A 20,534-nucleotide genomic window follows, 5' to 3' on the forward strand; every position below is an offset into this window, starting at 1 on the left:
GACGGGCCTCCTGGAGAAAAGCGGCGGAAGGGGGGCACCCGGCGAACCCGGGACGGATACGGCCGTGATGCCCCTAGCATGGTACGGCTCGCGGCGTGCGCATTCCGCGTTTACGCATTGGCGCGGCGCGGCACTTCGGCGGGCTCGCCGCAGCGAGTGGCGCTTTTCCACGCCTGGGTGTGGATAGGCTGGTTAACCGCATGGGCGAGGTCCGCCCGATTGAGATCGTGACAATAGGAGGTCGGCATGGGAACAGACGCCTCCCGTGACCGCCTGGTGAAGTTCCTTGATCCGGTGGTGTCCGGCGAGGGGCTCGATCTGGAGGACGTCACGGTCACCCCGGCGGGCAAGCGACGGGTGTTGCGGGTCATCGTCGACCGGGACGGCGGAGTGAGCCTCGACGACGTGGCCGATGTGAGCCGGGCGATCTCCCAGGCGCTGGACGCCGGAGACACCATGGGCGCCGCACCATACGTCCTGGAGGTCACCTCACCGGGTGTGGACCGCCCGCTGACCGAGCCGCGGCACTGGCGGCGCGCGGCCGGGCGGCTGGTCGCCGTGGAGCTGCGCGAGGGCGGCACCGTCGAGGGGCGCGTCCGCGCCGCCGACGACAGCGGCGTGGACCTCGACGTCCCCGGGGGGCCGCGCCGCCTGGACTACCAGGACCTCACCCGCGGGCGGGTGCAGGTCGAGTTCCGCCGTCCCGGCGACGCCGACGACACTGACGACGGCGACGACACCGACGACATTGATGACATCGACGGCGACGACGGCCAAGGGGGAGCCTCGTGGACATCGACATGAGCGTTCTGCGCAGCCTGGAGCGAGAGAAGGACATCTCCTTCGACCTGGTCGTCAAGGCCATCGAGGACGCGCTGCTGATCGCCTACTTCCGCACCGACGGCGCGGCGGCCAAGGCCAGGGCCGAGCTGGACCGGCAGTCCGGTCACGTCACCATCTGGGCGGCCGAGGTCGACGAGGCCGGTGAGGTGCTGCGGGAGTACGACGACACCCCGGGCAACTTCAGCCGGATCGCGGCGACCACCGCCAAGCAGGTGATCCTGCAACAGCTCCGGGACGCCGAGGACGAGATCAACTTCGGCGAGTTCGCCAGCCGCGAGGGCGAGCTGGTGGCCGGCATCATCCAGCAGGGCAAGGACCCGCGGATCGTGCTGGTCGACCTCGGCAAGATCGAGGCGGTGCTGCCGCACAACGAGCAGGTCCCCGGTGAGGACTACGTGCACGGCGAGCGCATCCGGTGCTACGTCGTGCAGGTCAAGAAGGGGCACAAGGGCCCGTCGGTGACGCTCTCGCGCACCCACCCCGGCCTGGTCAAGAAGCTCTTCGCGCTGGAGGTCCCGGAGATCGCCGACGGCACGGTGGAGATCGCCGCCGTGGCCCGTGAGGCGGGGCACCGGACCAAGATCGCGGTGCGGTCGCGGCGTCCGGGGGTCAACGCCAAGGGCGCCTGCATCGGGCCCATGGGGTCACGAGTCCGTAACGTCATGACGGAGCTGCACGGCGAGAAGATCGACATCATCGACTGGTCGGAGGAGCCCGCGGAGTTCGTGGGGAATGCGCTCTCGCCGGCCCGCGTTTCCCATGTCGAGGTGGTAAACGCCGACGCCAGGGTGGCCAGGGTCACCGTGCCCGACTATCAGCTCTCCCTCGCCATCGGCAAAGAGGGACAGAACGCCCGCCTCGCGGCGAGGCTCACCGGGTGGCGGATCGACATTCGTCCGGACACCGCGCTCGGTGATGCCGCCGGTCCCGTAGATGCGTCCACGAGGTAAGCTGGAATATGGTGGCCAGGCGGCCCCGCTGAGAACCTGCGTGGGCTGCCGGGTTCGTACGGTCAAGTCCGAGCTGCTCCGCCTGGTGGAGGTCGAGGGCGTCATCGTCCCCGATCCGGCAGGACGGCTGGCGGGCCGTGGTGCCTCGCTGCACCCGGCCCTCGGTTGCCTGGAGCTCGCCGTGCGTCGCCGGGCGTTCCCGCGGGCGTTTCGCGCCGCAGGAGCTCTCGACACAACGCGATTGCGGGCCTACCTGGAGGAGCGAGAGGATGCTGGAGGAACCTCGTGAAGGTTGCCAACTGTCATGTAGGACGCCGAGTTGATGGGCGGGTCAGATAGCGATGAGCGCCTGATGAGCATGCGGCGATGAACACGTCTAGGTAGCGACGGTCCGGCGGCTACAGCCTCCCGGGCCGAGTAAGGGAGTGCAGTGGCGAAGGTCCGGGTCTACGAGCTCGCCAAGGAGTTCGGCGTAGAGAGCAAGGTCGTGATGGCCAAGCTCCAAGAGATGGGCGAGTTCGTGCGGTCGGCGTCCTCCACCATCGAGGCGCCGGTGGTCCGCAAGCTCACCGAAGCTTTCTCGGGTGGGCCGAAAGGCTCGTCCGACAGATCCAGGTCGTCCCAGAAGGCGACCCCCCGGCCGGGTGGCCCCCGTGCCGGAAACGGCGCTCAGGCGCCGATGGGCAATGTCCCCAAGCCGGGTCCCAGGCCAGGCCCGCGTCCCGGCCCCGCCGGGCGTCCGCCTGTGCCCGCCCCTCCGGGACCGCAGGTCCCGCCGGCGCCACAGCAGCCGGTCCAGCAACAGCCGCCGCCGCAGCCGCAGCCCGCCCCGCAGGCGGTCCCGCCGCAGCAGGGGCAGCAGGGGCAGGGGCAGCAGCAACAGCGGCCGGAGGGCGCGCGCCCGTCCGGCCCCGCGCAGCGTCCGGGCCCGCAGTCCGGTCCCAAGCCGGGCCCCAGGCCCGCGCCGCGGCCGGGTGCGCAGCAGGGCGGTCCTTCCGCCCCCGCCGCTCCTGGCGGCGGTCGTCCGGGCGGTGAGCGCGGGCCCAAGCCCGGCCCGCGTCCGGGGCCGCGTGGTCCTCGTCCCGGCAACAACCCGTTCTCTTCCAATGCCAGTGGCATGGGCCAGCCCCGTCCGCCGCGTCAGGGCCGTGACGGTGGCCCGCGCGACGGTGGGCCCGGCACCCGTGAGCCGCGCCGCGAGGGCGGCGGTCAGGGTCCGCGCGACGGCGCGATGCCGCGTCCGCCGTCCGGCCGTGGCGGCGCTCCCGGGGCGGGCGGTCCCCGTCCGGGTCCCGGTGGCCCGCGTCCGGGCCCGGGTGCGGGTGGTCCGCGTCCCGGCGGTCCCCGGCCCAACCCGATGATGATGCCGCAGCGTCCGGTCTCCGGTGGCGGCCCAGGCCGCCCTGGTCCGGGTGGCGGTGGCGGCGGTGGCGGTCGTCCCGGTGGGGGCGGCGGTGGCCGCCCCGGCGGTGGCGGCGGTGGCGGCGGTCGTCCCGGTGGCGGTGGCGGCGGGTTCGCCGGCCGTACCGGCACGGGCGCGCGTCCCGGCGGCGGTGGCGGCGGCGGTGGCGCTCCCGGTGGTGGCGGCGGCTTCGGCGGCCGTCCCGGCGGGCGTGGCCGCGGCGGCGGCACGGCGGGCGCCTTCGGGCGTCCGGGCGGACGCCCGGCGCGCGGGCGCAAGTCCAAGCGGCAGCGCCGTCAAGAGTTCGACAACATGCAGGCCCCGGCGATCGGCGGCGTGCAGGTCCAGCGCGGCGGCGGCCAGACGATCCGGCTTCCGCGCGGCGCGTCCCTGGCCGACTTCGCCGACAAGATCGGTGCCAACCCCGCCTCGCTGGTGCAGATCATGCTGCACCTCGGCGAGATGGTGACGGCCACCCAGTCGGTCAACGAGGAGACGCTGCAACTGCTCGGGGCCGAGCTGGACTACGTCATCCAGGTGGTCAGCCCGGAGGAGGAGGACCGCGAGCTTCTCGAGTCCTTCGACATCGAGTTCGGCGAGGACGAGGGCGACGAGGCCGACCTCGCGGCCCGTCCGCCGGTCGTGACCGTCATGGGTCACGTCGACCACGGTAAGACCAAGCTGCTGGACGCGATCCGCAAGACCAACGTGGCCGCGCGTGAGGCCGGCGGCATCACCCAGCACATCGGCGCCTACCAGGTCGAGACCACGCACGACGGTGAAGGCCGCAAGATCACCTTCATCGACACCCCGGGTCACGAGGCGTTCACCGCCATGCGTGCCCGTGGTGCGCAGTCGACCGACATCGCCGTGCTGGTGGTCGCCGCCGACGACGGTGTGAAGCCGCAGACCATCGAGGCGCTCAACCACGCCCAGGCGGCCGGAGTGCCGGTCGTCGTCGCGGTCAACAAGATCGACCGTGAGGGCGCCGACCCGAGCAAGGTCCGTGCCCAGCTCACCGAGTACGGCCTGGTGGCGGAGGAGTACGGCGGCTCGACCCTGTTCGCCGACATCTCCGCCCTGAACGGCACCGGCATCGACGGCCTGCTGGAGTCCATCCTGCTGACCGCCGACGCCGAGCTGGACCTGCGGGCCAACCCGACGATGGACGCCCAGGGCATCGCCATCGAGGCGCACCTGGACCGGGGCCGCGGCCCCGTGGCCACCGTCCTGGTCCAGCGCGGCACGCTGCGGGTGGGCGACTCGATCGTCTGTGGCGACGCGTTCGGCCGGGTCCGGGCCATGCTGGACGACAACGGCGAGCCGGTCGCCGAGGCCGACCCGTCCCGTCCGGTCCTGGTGATGGGCCTCACGGCCGTGCCGAGCGCCGGTGACAACTTCATCGTGGTCAACGACGACCGGATGGCCCGCCAGATCGCCCAGCAGCGGGCGGCCCGCCAGCGCAGCGCCGATATGGCCAGGTCCGGCCGCAGGCGCAGCCTGGAAGAGCTCTTCAAGGACATGGAGAAGGGCCAGGTCAACGAGCTGAAGCTGATCATCAAGGGTGACGTCTCCGGTTCGGTGGAGGCCCTTGAGGACGCGCTGCTCAAGATCGACGTCGGCGAGGAGGTCACCCTCCGGGTGCTGCACCGCGCGGTCGGTGCGATCACCGAGTACGACGTCAACCTGGCGATCGCCGACGACAACGCGGTGATCATCGGCTTCAACGTCCGGCCGGAGGTCAGGGCTCGCGACCTCGCCGAGCGCGAGGGTGTGGACATCCGCTACTACTCGGTCATCTACCAGGCGATCGAGGAGGTCGAGGCGGCCCTCAAGGGCATGCTGAAGCCGGAGTTCGAGGAAGTCCAGATGGGCACCGCCGAGGTGCGCGAGGTCTTCCGGGTGCCGAAGATCGGCAACGTGGCGGGCTGCCTGGTCCGCTCGGGCACGATCGTCAGGAACAGCAAGGCCCGGATCATCCGCGATGGCGTCGTGGTCACCGACAACCTCACGGTGTCGTCGCTGCGCCGCTTCAAGGACGACGTGACCGAGGTCCGCGACGGCTTCGAGTGCGGTATCGGTGTCGGGTACAACGACATCAAGCTCGACGACGTCATCGAGACCTTCGAGATGCGGGAGAAGCCGCGCGTCTGACGCCTATCAGTCCTCGGGGGCACGGCGGGCACACCGGCCCGCCGTGCCCCCGGGACCATGGCGCACGACGCGTGCGGACTGCCATGTACGTTGGTGCTCTGACACTTGACATCCTGCTCGGCGACGTCCGATCGCTGAAGCAGAAACGCTCGGCGGTGCGTCCCGTCATCGCCGAGGTCCAGCGGCGGTTCCCGGGCGTCGCCGTCGCCGAGAGCGGTCACCAGGATCTCCACCGCCGCGCCCTGATCGGGGTGGCGGTGGTCTCCGCCGAAGCGGCCAACTGCCGCGAGGTGCTGGAGGCCATCGAGCGCCTGGTCGCCTACCGCCCGGAGATCGAGTTGCTGTCCGCGCGGCAGCGGCTCTACAACCACGAAGAAGAAGACTGAAACCTGGACGACCGGCCGGAGCCGCCCTCCGTGCCGGTCGTCGTCGGTTCGCGGTACCGTGCCCAACGGGCCCGCACGATGAGGGGGAGCCATTATGGACGCCGCCCGCGCGCGCAAGCTGGCCGATCGGATCCAGCAGGTCGTGGCGGAGATGCTGGAGCGCCGGATCAAGGACCCGCGCCTCGGCTTCGTGACGGTCACCGACACCAGGATCACCGCTGACCTGCGCGATGCCACGGTCTTCTACACCGTCTTCGGCTCCGACGCCGAGCGGGCCGACAGCGCAGCGGCGCTGGAGAGCGCCAAGGGCGTGATCCGCTCGGAGGTGGGCAGGCAGACCGGGTTGCGGCACACCCCGACGCTGACCTTCAAGCACGACCCGCTGCCCGACTCGGCCAAGCACATCGACGGCCTGCTGGCCGAGGCGCGGGCGCGGGACGAGGAGATCGCCAAGCGCGCGCAGGGCGCGCGGCACGCCGGGGACGCCGACCCGTACCGCAGGCCCGAGGAGGCCGACGAGGCGGACGAGGCCGGGGACGAGCCGGCCCGCCACGGCGAAGAGCCCTCCGACCGGGCGGGACACTCCGCGAAGTGACCCCGGATCACACCGGCGCCCCGGCGGTGCCCGAGGAGACCTGGCGGCGGGCCGTCGAGCTCGTCACCGCCGCCGAGGAGGTCGCGCTGGCCTGCCACGTGTCCCCGGACGGCGACGCGCTCGGGTCCATGCTCGCCACCGGCCAGGCGCTCGCCGCGCTCGGCAAGCGGGTGGTCGCCTCCTTCGGCGACCAGCGCTTCGGCGTGCCCCGGCTGCTACGGTTCCTGCCCGGCCAGGGCCTCCTGGTCGAACCGGCCGGCTACCCCGCGGCGCCCGCGCTGATGATGACCTTCGACGCCTCCACCGTCGAGCGGCTCGGCCTGCTCGGCGACAGCGCGGCCAAGGCCCGCGAGCTGATCGTGGTGGACCACCACCCCGGAAACGCCGGGTTCGGCACGATGAGCCTGATCGATCCGGGGGTCGCGGCCACCGCGGTGCTGGCCGAGGAGCTGATCCGCCGTCTCGGCGTGCCGCTGGACAAGGACATCGCGACCTGCCTTTACACCGGGCTGGTCACCGACACCGGCTCGTTCAAGTACGACTCGACCACGCCCGCGGTCCACGAGATGGCGGCCCGGCTGATCGCCACCGGGCTGTCGCCCGAGCTGATCGCCCGCGACCTGTACGACCGCTCGCCGTTCGGCTATCTGCGCGTGCTGGGGGCCGCCCTGTCGCGGGCGGAGCTGGACAGCGCGGCGGCGGGCGGCCTCGGGATGGTGTGGACCTACGTCACCCGGGCCGACCGCGCCCTGTCCGGCCTGCCGTACAACGAGGTGGAGGGCATGATCGACATCGTCCGCCGGGCCGACGAGGCCGAGGTGGCGGTGGTGCTCAAGGAGGACGACGACGGGGCCTGGCAGGTGTCCACCAGGTCCAAGGGCGCGATCGACGTCGGCCGCGCCTGTCACCTGCTGGGCGGCGGTGGCCACGCCAGAGCGGCCGGCTTCACCTCCTACCAGCCCGTGACGCAGACCGTGGCCGCGCTGCGCGGCGTGCTGCTTCCCCCCGCCTGAAAGGACGCTCATGAGCCGTACGGCCGGCCCCCGCCGCCCCCCGCCGCCCAGCGGGCTGATCATCGTGGACAAACCGCCGGGCTGGACCTCCCACGACGTGGTGGCCAAGCTGCGCGGCGTGGCCGGCACCCGCAAGGTCGGCCACGCGGGCACCCTGGACCCGATGGCCACCGGAGTGCTGGTGACCGGGGTGGAGCGGGCCACCCGGCTGCTCGGCCACCTGGCGCTCACCGAGAAGTCCTACGACGGCACGATCCGCCTCGGCAGTTCCACCAACACCGACGACGCCGAGGGCGAGACGGTGGCCACGACCGACGCCGGGCGGGTGACCGAGGGCGAGATCCTGGCCGGCGTGGCGCGGCTGACCGGCCGGATCATGCAGGTGCCGCCGCAGGTCAGCGCGATCAAGGTGAACGGCGAGCGGGCCTACCGGCGGTCCAGGGCGGGGGAGAACGTCGAGCTGTCGGCCCGCCCGGTGACGGTGTCGGTCTTCCAGGTCGTCGCGATCCGCCGCGAGGGCGCTTTCATGGACGTCGATGTGTCGGTCGACTGTTCGAGCGGCACCTACATCCGCTCACTGGCCCGCGACCTGGGCGACGGGCTGGGCGTGGGCGGTCACCTGACCGCGCTGCGCCGCACCCGGGTCGGGCCCTACCCGCTGGCGCTCGCGCACACCATGGACGAGCTGGCCAAGGAGTGCGTGATCCTGCCGATCGCCGAGGCGGTGACCGCGGCGTTCCCGCGTCGTGAGCTGACCGAGGAGCAGGCCAGGCTGGTCGCGCACGGCGGGCGCCCGCCCGCGGCGGGCGTCGGTCCCGGCCCGGTGGGGGCCTTCGCCCCCGACGGCACGCTGGTCGCGCTGCTCACCGAGGAGGGCGGGGTCGCCAAGCCGCTCGTGGTGTTCGCCCCATAGCAGGTCAGGGCACCCGGGCGACCAGGATGTCGCGGGTGATCGCCTGGTCGACCCGGTGCTCGAAGCCGAGGTACGGTTCGGCGTCGAGCACGTCCAGGCCGCTTTCGGCGAGCACGCCGGCGAGTTCGTCGCGCGGGGCGACGTAGGTGTTGAACGAGATGCCCACCGCTCCGCCGGGGCGCACCAGCTCCCGCCACAGCGGCACCGCCCGCCGCAGCAGCGCCATCGGGCTGCGGGACAGGCCCTCGCCGCCGCCGCGGGTGCCGTGCTGCACGCCGTAGGGGGCGTCGGTGACCAGCAGGTCGAAGGAGCGGGCGCGCAGCAACTCGCGGCTGCGCAGGGTGTCGGCGTTGATCATGGTGATCCGGTCCACCTCGCCGGCCTTGTAGCGCTCCTTGGTGCGTCCGATGTCCACCTGGAAGCGCCGGCCGACCAGGGCGCGCTCGCGCCTGATGGGGGTGGTCTCGGCGGAGTGCTTGAGGCGGTGGTTCTTCAGCCAGGTGCGCAGGAACGCGGAGTAGGCGTCGAAGTCCTTGCCGTCCACGTCGATGCCGGTGGCGTCGTAGCCGTACATCAGGGCCTGGTTGAGCGTGGTGCCCCGGCCGCACAGCGGGTCCAGCACCGACAGCTTGCGCTCCAGCATGTCGGCGGGGCGGGCGGCCGACACGGCGGTGACGTTGAGCAGCAGCCGGGTGAAGTGCTCGTTGGTCTTGCCCACGTACTTCAGGATGGTGACCAGGTCACTGGCGAAGGAGTCCAGTGGCCGGACGGCGATCGGGCGCAGCAGGTCGCCCTCGCGCCGGAACAACGCGTACATCGACGACAGGTTGGACAGGAACCGCACGTCGAGGTCGGTCAGCTCGTCGGCCTCGAAGGTGACGTACGGCACGCCCGCGATGCGGGTCTCGGCGATGTCGCCGACCCGGCCGCCGAGCGCGGTGCGGTTGAACACGGCCAGCTCACCGAGGGTCAGCCTGATCGCGCTCTCGCCGTAGACGCGGTTGAAGGCGGGAAGGATCAAAAGCGCGAAAGTTGCCATGGACCTTGTACTCGCTGGGAAGAGGTGACCGATGGGCGCGCCCGGCACGAGGATCGGTGCGGGATGCGCCGGAGGTTCATCCGGGTGATTATATGGCCGTCGCCGTACCGGATCGGCGTGCCCAGCGGGCGGCCCGGTGCCGCGCGAAAGTCCGGCGCATGGCAGTCTTGTCCGGGAAGATGTTGGTCGCAGGGATCACCGACAGGATCGAGGTCAACGTGCGAAGCTGGCACGGGCTGGGAAACGTGCCCGAAGATCTGGGCGGTTCCGTGGTTACGATCGGTGTCTTCGACGGGATTCACCGCGGGCACCAGCGGGTGCTCGGGAGGGTCGCCGAGATCGCGGCCGAGCGGGGGCTGCCCTCGGTGGTCGTCACCTTCGACGTCCATCCGGAGGAGATCCTGCTCCCGGGCACGCATCCGCCCATGCTCACCACGCAGCGGCACCGCATGGAGATCTTCGAGGACCTCGGCATGGACGAGGTCTGCGTGCTGCCCTTCACCGTGGAGTTGTCCCGGCTCTCGCCGGAGGAGTTCGTGCGGACGGTGCTGGCCGACCGGCTGCGCCCGGTGGTCGTGGTGACCGGTGAGGCGTTCCGCTTCGGCCACCGCACCTCGGGTGACGTCGAGACGCTGCGCACCCTGGGCGCCGAGTACGGCTTCACGGTCGAGACCGTCCCGCGCGCCGAGGTCGGCGGGCAGGCACAGGGGCTGGTGTCGGCGGGCATGGTGCGCGGGCGGGTGGTGGCCGGTGACGTGGAGGCCGCCGCCGCGGCGCTCGGGCGTCCGCACCGGGTGGAGGGCGTGGTGGTCCGCGGCCACCAGCGGGGACGCAAGCTGGGCGTGCCGACCGCCAACGTCGAGTCGCCGCCGCACACCGCGATCCCGGCCGACGCCGTGTACGCGGGATGGCTGCGCTGCGTGCCGAGGGACGACGTCCCGGCCGCCTACGGCGGCGAGCGCTGGCCCGCGGCGATCTCGATCGGCACCAACCCGACCTTCGACGGCGTGGTCCGCACGGTGGAGGCCCACGTGGTGGGCCGCGACGACCTCGACCTGTACGGCACGCACGTGGCCGTGGAGTTCGGCTACCGGCTGCGCGACCACTCCAAGTTCGAGAGCATCGACGCGCTGATCGAGCAGATGCGCGCGGACATCGCGGAGACCCTCAGGCTCACCGGCTGACCGGCAGCGTGTTCGGTGCCCCGGGGCCGCCCGAGACCGGCCCCGGGCCGTCGATGTGCCGTGGCTGCGATGCGTGATGGTAGCCTTACATGTCAGCTCGGTTGGGGTGGCGCTGCATGCTGCCCGCCGGCTCTGCCACGGCGACTGTAGGCACGCACGGTCGTTTCGGGTTTTTTCGCATTTAGCGCGTGCCCTTGGATGAGATAGAGGAGAGCCGTGTCCCTCGACACCGCCGCGAAGAAGTCGATCATCGCTGAGTATTCCACCGGAGACGGGGACACCGGGTCCCCCGAGGTGCAGATCGCGCTGCTCAGCAAGCGGATCAGCGACCTGACCGAGCACATGAAGGTCCACAAGCACGACTTCCACAGCCAGCGCGGTCTGCTGCTGCTGGTCGGCCGGCGCCGCCGGCTGCTGAAGTACCTGCAGAGCAATGACATCGGGCGGTACCGCTCGCTCATCGAGCGACTCGGACTCCGCCGATAAACTGGGAAGGGAGCGGCACGCGCCGCTCCCTTCGCGTATCGCCCGCGTGCTGATGAGGCGGCGGAAGAGGAGCGGGACACGACGCTCGGATCGCCCTTCCCGGCCGGATGGGCGATCGGCACAACTGAAGAACAACTGAACAAACCGAGAAAGGCCCCGCGTCCGCGCAGCAAGCGTGCCCCGTGACGCCTGCGGGCCGGTCCTCGGTAGTGGCTTCCGGTGGATGACAAGCGCGGCGACTGGCCGTACGAACCGGGCGCTTCGATCGAAGACCGGCGCTGCACCTGACGGGGGAGATTCAGGACGCGGGAGAGACCGACCGAAGAGGAGGTCCCCCGTGGAGGGTGTCCACACTACCGAAGCCGTCATCGACAACGGTTCATTCGGGTCGAGAACGATCCGCTTCGAGACCGGGCGCCTCGCCCGCCAGGCGGCGGGTTCGTCCGTCGTCTACCTCGATGACGAGACCATGGTCCTGTCCGCGACCACGGCTTCCAAGCAACCTAAGGAAAGCCTCGACTTCTTCCCGCTGACGGTGGACGTCGAGGAGCGGATGTACGCCGCGGGCCGCATCCCCGGCTCGTTCTTCCGGCGCGAGGGCCGCCCGTCCGAGGACGCGATCCTCACCTGCCGCCTGATCGACCGGCCGCTGCGCCCGTCCTTCGTCAAGGGCCTGCGCAACGAGATCCAGGTCGTGGCGACCATCATGGCGCTGCACCCCGACCACCTGTACGACGTGGTGGCCATCAACGCCGCCTCGCTGTCCACCCAGCTCGCCGGGCTGCCCTTCTCCGGGCCCATCGGCGGCGTGCGGGTCGCGCTGATCGACGGCCGCTGGGTCTGCTTCCCGACCCATCCGGAGCTGGAGCAGGCCACCTTCGACATGGTCGTGGCGGGCCGGGTGCTCGAAGACGGCGATGTCGCGATCATGATGGTGGAGGCCGAGTCCACCCGCGACACGCTCAAGCTCGTCGCCGGCGGCGCGGTCGCCCCGACCGAGGAGACGGTGGCCGAGGGCCTTGAGGCGGCCAAGCCGTTCATCAAGGTGCTGTGCGAGGCGCAGGCCAAGCTGGCCCAGGTGGCCGCCAAGCCGACCGCCGAATATCCGATCTTCCTGGACTACCAGGAGGACGTCTACGAGGCGGTCGCGGGCGCGGTCAAGAGCGAGCTGGCCGCGGCGCTGACCATCGCCGCCAAGCAGGACCGCGAGACCGAGCTGGACCGCGTCAAGGCGCTCGCCGCCGAGAAGCTGCTGCCCGACTTCGAGGGCAGGGAGAAGGAGCTCGGCGCGGCGTTCCGGTCGCTGACCAAGCAGCTCATGCGCGAGCGGGTGATCCGCGAGGGCGTGCGCATCGACGGGCGCGGCGTGAAGGACATCCGGCAGCTCAGCGCCGAGGTCCACATCGTGCCCCGGGTGCACGGCTCGGCGCTGTTCGAGCGCGGCGAGACCCAGATCCTGGGCGTCACCACACTGAACATGCTCCGCATGGAGCAGACCATCGACACGCTCAACCCGGAGCGCACCAAGCGCTACATGCACAACTACAACTTCCCGCCCTACTCCACCGGTGAGACCGGCCGGGTGGGCTCGCCCAAGCGGCGGGAGATCGGGCACGGCGCGCTCGCCGAGCGGGCGCTGATCCCGGTGCTGCCCACGCGCGAGGAGTTCCCGTACGCGATCCGGCAGGTCTCCGAGGCGGTCGGCTCCAACGGCTCGACCTCCATGGGCTCGGTCTGCGCCTCCACGATGTCGCTGCTGGACGCGGGCGTGCCGCTGGCCAAGATGGTGGCCGGCATCGCGATGGGCCTGATCCACGAGGGCGGCGACTACGTCACCCTGACCGACATCCTCGGCGCCGAAGACGCCATGGGCGACATGGACTTCAAGGTCGCCGGCACCGACGAGGTGATCACCGCCCTGCAGCTCGACACCAAGCTCGACGGCATTCCCGCCAACGTGCTCGGCGCCGCGCTCAAGCAGGCCAAGGCCGCCAGGCTGGCCATCCTGGACGTCATGCAGGAGGCCATCAACTCCCCGGCGGAGATGAACCCGACCGCGCCGCGGATCATCACGATCAAGGTCCCGGTCGACAAGATCGGCGAGGTCATCGGCCCCAAGGGCAAGATGATCAACCAGATCCAGGACGACACGGGCGCCGAGATCACCATCGAGGACGACGGCACGATCTACATCGGCGCCACCGACGGCCCGTCGGCCGAGGCGGCCCGCAGCTCGATCAACGCGATCGCCAACCCGCACATGCCGGAAGTGGGGGAGCGCTACCTGGGCACGGTCGTCAAGATCGCCGCCTTCGGCGCGTTCGTCTCGCTGCTGCCCGGCAAGGACGGCCTGCTGCACGTCTCGCAGATCCGCAAGCTGCACGGCGGCAAGCGGATCGAGAACGTCGAGGACGTGATGAGCGTCGGCGAGAAGGTCCAGGTGGAGATCGCCGAGATCGACGCCAGGGGCAAGCTGTCGCTGGTCCCGGTCGAGGTGATCGAGGCCGAGACACAGAACCCCGCCGCGGCCCCCGCTCCGGCCGAGGATGACGACGACGACCACGCCGAAGGGCGTCCGGAGGGCCGCTCCGGCGGGCGCGGCGACCAGCCGCAGGACGAGGGACGCGGTGAGCGTCCGCGTCGTCAGCGGGTGCGCACCCGCGGCGGACGGGACGACCGCAACACCTGACCGGGCCCCGCGAGCCGCGCCGGCCGCGCGGCTCGCCGGCCCGACGACCCCCCCGAGCGAACAAACAGGGCGGGCCGGACGGCTGCCGGGTGACCGGCCGCGCCGCCCGGTCCGCGAGGAGCCGAGCATTGAACACCCTCACTCTGCATCCCGGCAAGGACGGCGCCGGGACAGTGCGGCGCACCGTACTCCCCGGCGGGCTCCGGGTGGTGACCGAGACCATGCCGACCGTGCGATCCGTCGCCGTCGGCATGTGGGTCGGCATCGGTTCGCGCGACGAGGCCCCCGAACACACGGGGGCCACGCACTTTCTTGAGCACCTGCTGTTCAAGGGCACTCCGCGGCGCAACGCGCTGGAGATCTCCGCGGCCGTGGAAGGCATCGGCGGGGAGATCAACGCGTTCACCGCCAAGGAGTACACCTGCTACTACGCGCGGGTCCTGGACGAGGACCTGCCCCTGGCCATCGATGTGCTGGCCGACATGGTGACCTCCTCGCTGATCACCGAAGAGGACGTCAAGTCCGAGCGCGGGGTGATCCTTGAAGAGATCGCCATGCACGACGACGACCCGTCCGACGTCGTGCACGAGCAGTTCTCCGCCGAGCTGTACGGCGACACGCCGATCGGCAGGCCCATCCTGGGCACGGTCGAGACGATCAGCGACCTGACCCGCGACCGCATCGTGGAGTACTACCAGCGCTACTACCGCCCGACGCACACCGTGGTGTCGGTGGCCGGCAACGTCTCGCACGAGGCCGTGGTCGAGCTGGTCGCCCAGGCGTACGAGCGGGCGGGCGCGCTCGGCGGCCCCGACGGTCCGGTGCCGCCGCGGCTGTCCGGCCCCGGCGTGCCGGAGCGCTCCGGCGTGCGCGTGCTCGACCGCCCCACCGAGCAGGCCAACCTGATCATCGGCACCACCGGCATCAAGCGCACCGACGACCGCAGGTTCGCGCTCGGCGTGCTCAACGCGGCGCTGGGCGGCGGCATGTCCTCGCGGCTGTTCCAGGAGATCAGGGAGAAGCGCGGGCTGGCCTACTCGGCCTACAGCTACACCTCCCAGTACGCCGACACCGGCCAGTTCGGCGTCTACGTCGGCTGCCTGCCCGGCAAGATCGACGAAGTGCTCGCCATCTGCCGCGAGGAGCTGGCCAGGGTCGCCGCCCACGGCATCACCGAGGAGGAGATCGCCAGGGGCAAGGGCCAGATGCGCGGCGGGCTGGTGCTCGGCCTGGAGGACACCGGGTCGCGGATGTCGCGGATCGGCAAGAGCGAGCTGGTCTATGACCGGCTGCTCTCGGTGGACGACGTGCTGGCCCAGATCGACGCGGTCACCGCCGAGGAGATCGTCGAGGTCGGCCGGGACGTCCTTGAGCGGCCGATGACCCTCGCCGTGATCGGGCCTTACGCCGACAAGGACTTCTCACCGGTGATCGGCTGAGCTGGATTTCGATAGGGTTGGGGCTGTGATCAGGGTAGGTGTGCTGGGCGCCCGCGGGCGCGTGGGCGTGGAGGTCTGCAAGGCCGTCCACGCCGCCGACGACATGGAACTTGCGGCCGCGATCGACCAAGGCGACGCGATCGAGGATCTGGCGGCGGCCGAGGTCGTCGTCGACTTCACCCACCCCGACGCGGTGATGGGCAATCTGCGCTGGTGCATCGAGCACGGTGTCCACCCGGTGGTCGGCACCACCGGGTTCGACGACGAGCGGCTCGGGCAGGTCCGGGGCTGGCTCGCCGAAAACCCCGGGACCAACGTCCTGATCTGCCCCAACTTCGCGATCGGGGCGGTGCTGATGATGCACTTCGCCCAGCAGGCCGCCCGGTTCTTCGACTCCGTCGAGATCATCGAGCTGCACCACCCGAACAAGGCCGACGCGCCCTCGGGCACCGCCCGCCGTACGGCGGAGCTGGTCGCGCAGGCCAGGGCCAAGGCCGGGCTCGGGCCCTCGCCGGATGCCACGAGCACCGCCCTCGACGGGGCGCGTGGCGCCGACGTCGAGGCGGTGCGGGTCCACTCGGTGCGCCTGGCCGGGCTGATCGCCCACCAGGAGGTGCTGCTCGGCACCGGCGGGGAGACGCTGACCCTGCGGCACGACACCACCAGCCGCGCTTCCTTCACGCCGGGCGTGCTGCTGGGCGTCCGGCGGATCCGCGAGCTGCCCGGCCTGACCGTCGGCCTGGAGCACCTGCTCGACCTCTGATCAGGCGCCGGCGAGGTAGGCGTCCAGCTCGGCGAGGTAGCCGTCCTTGACCTGCCGGGGCAGCCAGGCGATCTCGAAGGCGTTGCGCTGGAGCCGTACCAGCTCCTCCCTGGTCAGCTCCAGCTCCTCGGCGACCACCGCGAGGTTCTCCGCGACGTAGCCCATGAAGTAGGCAGGGTCGTCGGAGTTGATCGTCACCCGCAGCCCGAGGTCCAGCATCCGCCGGATCTGCGCGGTCTTCGTCGAGCCGGTCACGTAGCCGTTGGAGATCGGGCACACGGTCAGCCCCAGCCCGCGGTCCTTGATCGCCGCGACCAGCGCCGGGTCCTCAAGGGCGTTGACGCCGTGGTCGATGCGGTCCACGCCGATGTCGTGGACGGCCTGACGGATGTGCTCGGTGGCGTCGTCCTGGTCGACGTCGCAGTGCATGGTCAGCAGGTGGCCCTCGCGCCTGGCCCGCTCGAAGACGGCGGCGAACTTCGCCGGAGGGTTGCCCTTCTCGTCGGAGTCGAGCCCGACCCCGGCGATCCGGTCCCGGTAGGGCAGGCCGGCCACCAGCGTGGCCATCGCCTCGTCGGCCGGGCGGTCGCGCAGGAAGCACATGATCAGCCGGGCCCGCACCCCGAGCAGCCGCTCACCGTCGAGCAGCGCCCGGTGCAGGCCGTCGATCACCGTGGCGAAGGACACCCCGCGGGAGGTGTGCGCCTGCGGATCGAAGAAGATCTCCGCGTAGCGGACGTTCTGTTCGGCGGCCTTGCGCAGGTAGGCCGTGGCGAGGTCGTAGAAGTCGGGCTCGGTGCGCAGCACCGTCATGCTCTCGTAGTAGATCCGCAGGAACGAGGGCAGGCTGTCGAACTCGTATGCGGCGCGGACCGCGTCGGCCCCGTCGTAGGGCAGCGCGATGCCGTTCCGCTCGGCCAGCTCCAGCATCAGCGACGGCTCAAGGGTGCCCTCGATGTGCAGGTGCAGCTCGCACTTGGGCAGCCCGGCGATGAAATCCTTCACATCCGCCAGCCTAGAAGGCCAGGCCCACCGCCAGGAGGAGGCCGAAGACGAGTTGCAGCCGGCCGGTCTGGCGCAGGCAGTCGATCAGGGCCGGGCCGGTCGCGCCGTGCCGTACGGTGCGGACCGGGCGCGCGGCCACGGCCAGCGCGAGCAGGCAGAGCAGCGCGAGCGGGTGGACCACCACGAACGCGGCGGCCACCGCGAACGGCACGAGCATCGTCACGGTGTAGAGCGTGCGGGTGCGCGCGTCGCCGACCAGCACCGCCAGGGTGCGTTTGCCGGCCGCCCGGTCGCCGTCGAGGTCGCGCAGGTTGTTGACGATCAGCAGCGCGCAGGCCAGCAGCCCCACGGGCACGGCGGCCGCCAGGGCCAGCCAGGGCAGCCGCTCGACCTGTACGTAGGTGGTGCCGGCCACGGCGACCACGCCGAAGAAGACGAAGACCGACACCTCGCCGAGCGCGCGGTAGCCGTACGGGCGCGAGCCGCCGGTGTAGAACCAGGCCGCGGCGATGGACAGCGCGCCGACCGCCACCAGCCACCACGCCCCGGTGACCACCACCAGCACGAGCCCGGCGACCGCGGCGGCGGCGAAGCAGGCGATGGCGGCGGTCAGGACCGCGCGCGGGCGTGCCGCGCCCGAGGCGACCAGGCGCATCGGGCCGACCCTGGCGTCGTCGGTGCCGCGCACGCCGTCGCTGTAGTCATTGGCGTAGTTGACGCCTATCTGGAGCAGCAGCGCCACCGCGAGGGCCAGCAGGGCCCGCCACCAGACCACGCCGCCCTCGGAGGCGGCGACGCCGGTGCCCACCACGACGGGGACCACGGCGGCGGGGAACGTGCGGGGGCGGGCCCCCGCGACCCACTGGCCGGGCGTGGCCGAAGTCGTCTCGCTCACGGGCGGATGTCCGTGGTCATGCGGATCATCCGCACCGGCCGGCCCATGTCGAGCACCCGCTCCGCGCCGTCTTCGCCCCACCCGGAGGACTCCAGGAAGGCCAGCATGGCGTGGTTGTCGGCGAACACCCAGGCGATCAGCGAGGAGAACTCGTCCTGGCGCAGGTAGTCGACCGTGGCGTGCAGCAGCCTGCTGCCGTGGCCGCGCCTGATGTGGTCGGGATCGACCAGCAGCGAGAGCAGCTCCGCGGTGACCGTGGGGTCGGTGTCGGGGTCTTCGGCGGGGGCGTGCGAGGCCAGGCCGACGACCTTCTCCGGGGCGGCCGAGGCCGCGGCGGCTGCGACGCCACCGGGCCCGAGCGCCGGGAAGGCGTCGGTGTCGAGGACCCGCTCGATCGCCACCAGCAGCCGGTGGCGAGGGGTCGGTGGTGAATCGACGGCCTCCTCCCACTGGCGCTGCCACAACTCCTCCGCGGCCGGGCCGGTCATCTGCTCCAGCGGCCCCTCGGGCAGGAACTCGCGGTATCCCAACCGCCAGGCCCTGATCTGGGCACGGGTCACCGCCACCACGTCTTCGTGGCGCGCCACCCGCACGCCTACGTCTGCCATCTCGGCCCGCTCCTTCGCAATGCCGTCGTGCCGCCTGGACCTGGCCGCGAGAGACCCGTCCGGTGGCGTGGCGCGATCGTCGAACCGGAGAAGTCCGCGGTGCAGGCACTCCAACCGTATCGGGGAATCGCGGTCAAGAAGGACGCGTACGGTGCTGTCTTGCTCGGTAAGCGCGGGTTTTTGTGCGATTGCCGCAGACTCGCATCGAACACCAGGCCCTTGAGCGGTTCTTCGAGGCGTCGATGAACGCCCACCGGCAGGTGCCCTCGGCGCACACCTTGAGCCGCGGCCAGGTGCCGTCGGCCTGGGCGCGGGCCACCGCGGCGGCGATGGCGGCGAGGCCGCCCCTGACGCCCGCCGCCAGCGGGGCGAGGCCCGGCCCGGCAGGGGTGAGGCGGACGCGCAGCGGCAACGCCCGCAGCGCCTCCTCCAGGGCCTCCTGCGCATCCCCCTGGAGCAGGCCGGCCGTGAGGGCCCCGCGCAGGCCCTCACGCAGGCACACGGCCAGTGTGAGGTCGTCGTCGGTCGCCCGGTCGCCCGGGGCGGTCAGCGCGCGCTCGTGCAGCCACACCGACAGCTCGGCGGGGGAGGCGAAGTCGTCGGTGTCGTCTTCGACGTCGTAGGTGTTGACGAAGTCGCGTACGAGCTCGGCTGCGCTCGTCATGTCCTGGTCACCTCCGGGGGACACTGTATGCCAGCTCGGGGACGTTTCTACGGCGCCGACGGCCCGCCGGCCCGCGCGGTCGAAAGGCGCAGGGCCACGGCCAGCCGGCGCACGCCCTCGTCCAGCTCAGTGGTGTTGGCGGCGGCGATGTGGGTGACCCGGATGTACGGCCCTGGCGGCTCGGCCGGGTAGAAGATACGGCCCGGGCTGATCAGTACCCCTTCGCGGCGCGCGGCGTCCACCAGCGCGGTGTCGTCGAGGTCGGGCGGCAGCCGCAGCCACAGGTGCAGGCCGCCCTGGGGGATGTGGTGGATCTCCAGCTCGGGGGCGCGGGCGGCGAGCGCGGCGACCAGGGCGTCGCGCCGGGCCGCGATCTGGGCGGCGATGGCCGCGATGTGCCTGCCCCAGGCCGGGGAGCCGGTCAGCTCGACCACCGTCTCCTGCAGCGGGCGCGCGACGAAGAACGACTCCACGACCTGGGCGGCGCGCAGCCGGTGGGCGGCCGGGCCGCGCGCGGTGACCCCCGCCACCCGCAGGCTGGGCGCGACGGCCTTGCTGAGCGAGTTGACGTGGACCACCGTGCCGTGCGTGTCCAGGGTCACCATGGACGGCGGCAGCGGCGCGGCGGAGAGGTAGCGGGCGTAGTCGTCCTCGATCACGAACGCCCCGGCGGCCCTGGCCACCGCGAGCACCTGCTCGCGCCGGTCGCGGGGCAGCACCGCGCCGGTGGGGTTGTGCGGGCCGGGCTGGCAGTAGAAGACCCTGGCTCCGGTGATCGCGAACGCCTCGGCGAGCAGGTCGGGGCGCACGCCGCACCGGTCGATGGGGACGGGGTGCGCGCGCAGGCCCAGGGTGCGCGCCGCGGCGAGCGCCCCCGGATAGGTCGGGGTCTCGACGAGCACCGGCGCGCCGGGCGCGGCGAGGGCGCGCAGCGCGTGGGTGAGCGCCGCCTGACCGCCTCCGGCGATCACCACGTCCGCGGGCGTCACGTCGCCGCCCGCCTCGGCCGCGAACCAGCGGCGCAACTCGGAAATGCCGGACAGCGGAGGCATGCCCCAGGAGGCCGCCCGTCGTACGGCACGCGTGGCCGCGGCGGTGAGCGCCTTGGCCGGGCGCAGCGCCGGATTGAGGTAGCCGCTGGTCAGCGGGATCGCGTTGTCGTCGGCGAACGGCGTGAGCGGCGGCATCAGCAGGGGCACCACGCCGGAGTCGTCCACCACCCGGTCGCCGAGCGCGACCGTCTGCCAGGACAGGTCGGCGCTCTCGCCCCGGGGCGCGGCGCGGCGGGCCACGTACGTGCCGCTGCCCGGCCTGGTCACCACCCGGCCCTCGGCGGCGAGCATGGCCAGCGCCCGGGAGACGGTCACCGGGCTCACGCCGTGCGCCCGCACCAGCTCGCGGCTGGACGGCAGGCGGTCGCCGGGGCGCAGGTCCTCGGTCAGGCCGCGCAGCACCGCCGCCAGCGAGGCGATACTGCTATCGTCTTTCATGAGGAACAAGAGTAGC

The 20,534-nt window shown here is 71.8% G+C and carries 19 protein-coding genes; 13 read left to right on the forward strand and 6 right to left on the reverse strand.

The features are described 5' to 3' along the window. The first annotated feature begins 246 nt into the window (after nt 1-246). The 8 genes from rimP to truB all read left to right on the forward strand — a co-directional run bounded on the left by rimP (nt 247) and on the right by truB (nt 8,256). Nucleotides 247-804, forward strand: a complete 558-nt coding sequence (gene rimP, locus ACH34R_RS36405; protein WP_397566138.1) for a ribosome maturation factor RimP — start codon at nt 247-249, stop codon at nt 802-804. Further along, on the forward strand, nt 801-1,793 hold the full coding sequence (nusA, locus tag ACH34R_RS36410) for a transcription termination factor NusA (RefSeq protein ID WP_111171883.1): 993 nt from the start codon (nt 801-803) through the stop codon (nt 1,791-1,793). The genes rimP and nusA overlap by 4 nt, the downstream gene beginning before the upstream one ends. Then, nucleotides 1,777-2,082 (forward strand): YlxR family protein, encoded by a 306-nt coding sequence (locus ACH34R_RS36415; protein ID WP_111171881.1) that lies wholly within the window; start codon nt 1,777-1,779, stop codon nt 2,080-2,082. Before nusA ends, ACH34R_RS36415 begins: the two co-directional genes overlap by 17 nt. A gap of 141 nt (nt 2,083-2,223) precedes the next feature. After that, nucleotides 2,224-5,349 carry a translation initiation factor IF-2 gene (gene infB, locus ACH34R_RS36420; protein ID WP_397566139.1) on the forward strand — a complete coding sequence of 1,042 codons (3,126 nt, stop codon included), beginning with the start codon at nt 2,224-2,226 and terminating at the stop codon, nt 5,347-5,349. Nucleotides 5,350-5,432: 83 nt separating this feature from the next. Then, nucleotides 5,433-5,735: a DUF503 domain-containing protein gene (locus tag ACH34R_RS36425; protein WP_397566140.1), complete on the forward strand. Its 303-nt coding sequence runs from the start codon at nt 5,433-5,435 to the stop codon at nt 5,733-5,735. 91 nt (nt 5,736-5,826) lie between these two features. Then, nucleotides 5,827-6,330, forward strand: a complete 504-nt coding sequence (gene rbfA / locus ACH34R_RS36430; protein ID WP_397566221.1) for a 30S ribosome-binding factor RbfA — start codon at nt 5,827-5,829, stop codon at nt 6,328-6,330. Then, nucleotides 6,327-7,343: a bifunctional oligoribonuclease/PAP phosphatase NrnA gene (locus ACH34R_RS36435; protein WP_397566141.1), complete on the forward strand. Its 1,017-nt coding sequence runs from the start codon at nt 6,327-6,329 to the stop codon at nt 7,341-7,343. Before rbfA ends, ACH34R_RS36435 begins: the two co-directional genes overlap by 4 nt. Before the next feature lie 10 nt (nt 7,344-7,353). Further along, nucleotides 7,354-8,256 (forward strand): tRNA pseudouridine(55) synthase TruB, encoded by a 903-nt coding sequence (gene truB, locus ACH34R_RS36440; RefSeq protein WP_397566142.1) that lies wholly within the window; start codon nt 7,354-7,356, stop codon nt 8,254-8,256. Between the two features lie 4 nt (nt 8,257-8,260). Here truB and ACH34R_RS36445 read toward each other — a convergent pair whose 3' ends face one another. Further along, nucleotides 8,261-9,295: a TRM11 family SAM-dependent methyltransferase gene (locus ACH34R_RS36445; protein ID WP_397566143.1), complete on the reverse strand. Its 1,035-nt coding sequence runs from the start codon at nt 9,293-9,295 to the stop codon at nt 8,261-8,263. Between the two features lie 218 nt (nt 9,296-9,513). Between ACH34R_RS36445 and ACH34R_RS36450 the strand changes: the two genes are divergently transcribed. The 5 genes from ACH34R_RS36450 to dapB all read left to right on the forward strand — a co-directional run bounded on the left by ACH34R_RS36450 (nt 9,514) and on the right by dapB (nt 15,856). Next, nucleotides 9,514-10,479: a bifunctional riboflavin kinase/FAD synthetase gene (locus tag ACH34R_RS36450; protein ID WP_397566222.1), complete on the forward strand. Its 966-nt coding sequence runs from the start codon at nt 9,514-9,516 to the stop codon at nt 10,477-10,479. Nucleotides 10,480-10,695: 216 nt separating this feature from the next. After that, entirely contained in the window at nt 10,696-10,965 is a 270-nt protein-coding gene (gene rpsO / locus ACH34R_RS36455; protein WP_111165074.1) for a 30S ribosomal protein S15, read from the forward strand. A gap of 337 nt (nt 10,966-11,302) precedes the next feature. Next, the gene (locus ACH34R_RS36460) at nt 11,303-13,654 is read left to right on the forward strand and encodes a polyribonucleotide nucleotidyltransferase (protein ID WP_397566144.1); all 2,352 of its coding nucleotides are present in this window, start codon (nt 11,303-11,305) and stop codon (nt 13,652-13,654) included. A 128-nt stretch (nt 13,655-13,782) separates the two neighbouring features. Then, nucleotides 13,783-15,093 carry a M16 family metallopeptidase gene (locus ACH34R_RS36465; RefSeq protein WP_397566145.1) on the forward strand — a complete coding sequence of 437 codons (1,311 nt, stop codon included), beginning with the start codon at nt 13,783-13,785 and terminating at the stop codon, nt 15,091-15,093. A gap of 25 nt (nt 15,094-15,118) precedes the next feature. After that, nucleotides 15,119-15,856, forward strand: a complete 738-nt coding sequence (dapB, locus tag ACH34R_RS36470; protein ID WP_111165077.1) for a 4-hydroxy-tetrahydrodipicolinate reductase — start codon at nt 15,119-15,121, stop codon at nt 15,854-15,856. On the opposite strand, the gene ACH34R_RS36475 is transcribed toward dapB, so the two are convergent. From ACH34R_RS36475 to ACH34R_RS36495, 5 genes are all read right to left on the reverse strand, one after another. Then, entirely contained in the window at nt 15,857-16,861 is a 1,005-nt protein-coding gene (locus tag ACH34R_RS36475; protein WP_397566146.1) for an adenosine deaminase, read from the reverse strand. 10 nt (nt 16,862-16,871) lie between these two features. Then, nucleotides 16,872-17,756 carry a 1,4-dihydroxy-2-naphthoate polyprenyltransferase gene (locus ACH34R_RS36480; RefSeq protein ID WP_397566147.1) on the reverse strand — a complete coding sequence of 295 codons (885 nt, stop codon included), beginning with the start codon at nt 17,754-17,756 and terminating at the stop codon, nt 16,872-16,874. Beyond that, entirely contained in the window at nt 17,753-18,364 is a 612-nt protein-coding gene (locus tag ACH34R_RS36485; protein ID WP_397566148.1) for a GNAT family N-acetyltransferase, read from the reverse strand. The genes ACH34R_RS36480 and ACH34R_RS36485 overlap by 4 nt, the downstream gene beginning before the upstream one ends. 133 nt (nt 18,365-18,497) lie before the next feature. Further along, nucleotides 18,498-19,028 (reverse strand): CGNR zinc finger domain-containing protein, encoded by a 531-nt coding sequence (locus ACH34R_RS36490; protein ID WP_397566149.1) that lies wholly within the window; start codon nt 19,026-19,028, stop codon nt 18,498-18,500. 47 nt (nt 19,029-19,075) lie between these two features. Then, the gene (locus ACH34R_RS36495) at nt 19,076-20,518 is read right to left on the reverse strand and encodes a PLP-dependent aminotransferase family protein (protein WP_397566150.1); all 1,443 of its coding nucleotides are present in this window, start codon (nt 20,516-20,518) and stop codon (nt 19,076-19,078) included. Between the last annotated feature and the right edge of the window lie 16 nt (nt 20,519-20,534).

This window comes from Spongiactinospora sp. 9N601, from assembly GCF_044326295.1.
In the GTDB taxonomy this organism is placed as follows: domain Bacteria; phylum Actinomycetota; class Actinomycetes; order Streptosporangiales; family Streptosporangiaceae; genus Spongiactinospora; species Spongiactinospora gelatinilytica.